This is a genomic window from Allocoleopsis sp. (genome assembly GCF_036703385.1).
Lineage (GTDB): Bacteria > Cyanobacteriota > Cyanobacteriia > Cyanobacteriales > Coleofasciculaceae > Allocoleopsis.
This window is the reverse complement of the sequence record NZ_DATNPA010000270.1, coordinates 1-2,737: the sequence shown is the minus strand read 5'-3', so window position 1 is coordinate 2,737 and position 2,737 is coordinate 1. Positions and strand designations below refer to the sequence as shown.

2 protein-coding genes and 1 pseudogene are annotated in these 2,737 nt (G+C 45.3%); 2 read left to right on the top strand and 1 reads right to left on the bottom strand.

The features are described 5' to 3' along the window. Positions 1-183: 183 nt before the first annotated feature. Entirely contained in the window at positions 184-789 is a 606-nt protein-coding gene (locus tag V6C93_RS12855) for a hypothetical protein (RefSeq protein WP_333477051.1), read from the top strand. Between the two features lie 130 nt (positions 790-919). Here V6C93_RS12855 and V6C93_RS12850 read toward each other — a convergent pair whose 3' ends face one another. After that, the gene (locus V6C93_RS12850; protein ID WP_315889698.1) at positions 920-1,048 is read right to left on the bottom strand and encodes a hypothetical protein; all 129 of its coding nucleotides are present in this window, start codon (positions 1,046-1,048) and stop codon (positions 920-922) included. 127 nt (positions 1,049-1,175) lie between these two features. Between V6C93_RS12850 and V6C93_RS12845 the strand changes: the two are divergent. Next, positions 1,176-2,737 (top strand): annotated as a pseudogene (locus V6C93_RS12845) (hypothetical protein); the annotation flags it as partial.

The following is a 2,737-nucleotide window of genomic DNA, read 5'->3' as shown; positions in this document are numbered from 1 at the left end:
AGCGCCGGAAATTGCAATATTTGAATCAATACTTCCCAAAAGGCATAAGCCTTCGGTTGGAGCATCGCTTGTTATCTATCGAAATGTAGATGCAGATTTTTTTCAACCCATGATGGAGGGGGAGAGTTTTTCAAATTGGTTATCAAGTAAATGAACTGAATTTCTTTACTTGCCTTCAACGTCATGGTTGTTAAAAGTTCCTATTTGAAAACTTTGCCCCGTCAAAGTTTAAGTAAGTTCCTATTTCTGAACCGACTCCCCTTAAGTGTTTTAATGCTGAGCGCCAGCGCTGCCTTATTTGTAGACCTAATTGTGGCGCAGCGATTCACCAGTTTTATTGGATGTCTTCTAAGCCTTGTCGGAACAGCTTGTGTTTTTTGTCCAAAAGAAGCAACACGTTGCTTTGGAGCAATCCATCGTTGGGAAACTAAACACAAATTAAATATTGCACCCCTCATTCTTTCAGTAGTTGGAACAGTGTATCTGTTAGATTACGCATCGGCTCCAGCAGCAGCTCAATTTTTTACTCAAACTGAAGGCTGGATGCGTAACAGCTTTCCAATTAACGGTGGAGGAGGAGGTGGCGCAGATATCTACGCTCTTGTTTTTAATACTCTAAGAGCAATTTTTGTCCTCTATCTTGCCATCTCCTTAGTGCGTGTAATTGCAGCAGCTCGTAACGACGAAGACTGGCAAACTCTGGCTCGTACTCCCCTCATCATTCTGATTACTGTCACGCTGGGAGACATCTTAGCAGGTCTAATTACTGGTGGCGGTGGTGCGGCTTAATGTCTGACCTTAATCCAAACAGCTCTAAAAAGTTTCGACCTGTTAATCCCAGTCTCGGAACTGCACCCAAAGTCGGACCATTTCCCGCTGACCAAGTAATACCTTGGACTGCCATCTGTTTAACGTCTTACTACATCTGTAAAAGTGTTTTGGGCTTGTCGTGGTTGTGGACTGGAATTGTCGCCGCTTGGGGAATGTCAACCTGGTGGGTGCTGACTGGCAGTAAAGCTTGGCGATTCCTTTCTAAGTTAGTTTCCACTCCAACTTTTACGAGAGGTTACGCAAGATACTTCCGAATTCTCAATACTAGCAGTCCTACCCCTACATCACACAAAAGGCTGTCTATAAGGAGTAATCGGCAGCGAAAAAGAAGAGGGTGATTCCCAATGAAACCTGTACAAAAAATCGGCAAACGTACTGTCGATAACGGAGAACAGAAAATTCGCTACAGTCCTATTGAAAATACCTTTCATCTCGCCTCAATGCTTCAGATTGGACTTTCCGGACGCAACATTGGAGCTTATGTTCTGCAAAAAGGACTCAATAGCTTCATGGTTCAATTTGGCTTCGAGTGTAAAGGAATTCATTCAACCTTACGTTCTGATGAAATTGACCCAGTATTTGATGCCTTAGAAGCGGGTTTAAAAGACTTACCCGATAACGAGCGTCTCACGATTCATTTGGGTTCGTTTACTGACGATACTCAGCGTCAAGAAGCCTTATCAAAGCTTGCTGAAGAGGCTCCATCCGATGAACTGCGTTACCTCTTATGGGGCGAACGCGCAAGAGTAAGGGAACTGACGCGAAAAGGGGTACGAAAGCCCAAGTTTCTCCACCTTTATGCCACCTATACAGTGGAGCCAGATACTCAAGGAACAGCTGATGTCATTGAAAAGTTTTTGGCACGACTGGAGCGATGGTGGAAATCATTCACGGGTGAAATTCATGAAGTTCAGCACACCCGTATCGAGCAACTTCTTTATGCCTCCTTCACCGATGGCTATGAGAATTGGGAGCAGTTGCTTTCTAACAAAATGGGTTTGGATATTCGCCCCTTAACGGCTGAAGAACTTTGGGCAAGCCTCTGGAAGCGTTTCAACGATACTCCACCTCGGACAATTCCTCAACTTTTAGTTTTAGATGATGAAGGTTTGAGAGAGGAAGTCCACTCAGAAGTTCATCCTACAACATTGCTGATTGAATCTGAGTACTCTGTACCCGTGACAGACCGAAAGTGGGTTAATACCAAGCGTAAATATATCGGGGCGCTAACGTTTGTTGACAAACCAGGGGGATGGGTTGGGAAGGAATCCCAGATGCGCTATCTGTGGGATGTAATGGCTCGCGAGCGTGTCTATGATACCGAGATTTACTGTCAGCTAATGCGGGCAAATGAAGGACTGGTAAAGACCAATATGCAGCGTCTTACGAAGCAAGCAAATACCTCATCGCAGCTAGCCAGTGAAAAAAACTCAATTGATGTCAAATCCCTGCTCAACATCAAAAAGACAATTGCAGCTCAAGAGGAATTGTACGAGGGGGCAGTTCCCGTTCATATGGCGGTTGTGTTCCTGGTTTACCGTAAAAACCGCTCTCTATTGGATGAAGCTTGTCGCTATATTCAGTCGTGTTTTTTGCGTCCTGCTTGGGTGCTACGTGAAACTGAGTATCCCTGGAAAATCTGGTTGCAAACCTTTCCAATTACCTGGGAACGCTTACTGACAACTCCCTTCAACCGGCGGCAAACCTATCTCAGTGGTGAAGCACCCGGACTGATGCCTTTAGTGCGAACTCGCTCAGGTGACGACAGTGGGTTTGAGTTGATTGCTGAAGAAGGGGGTACACCAGTCTTTCTGGACTTGTTCCGGACTCACAAGAACTTGGGACTGTTCGGCACGACTCGAAGTGGCAAGAGTGTAACAGCAGCAGGCATTTTAACTCATGCACT

Excerpts from the sequence above, each read along its gene's own strand:
- V6C93_RS12855 (WP_333477051.1), top strand. The coding sequence starts at position 184 with ATGGTTGTTAAAAGTTCCTATTTGAAAACTTTGCCCCGTCAAAGTTTA.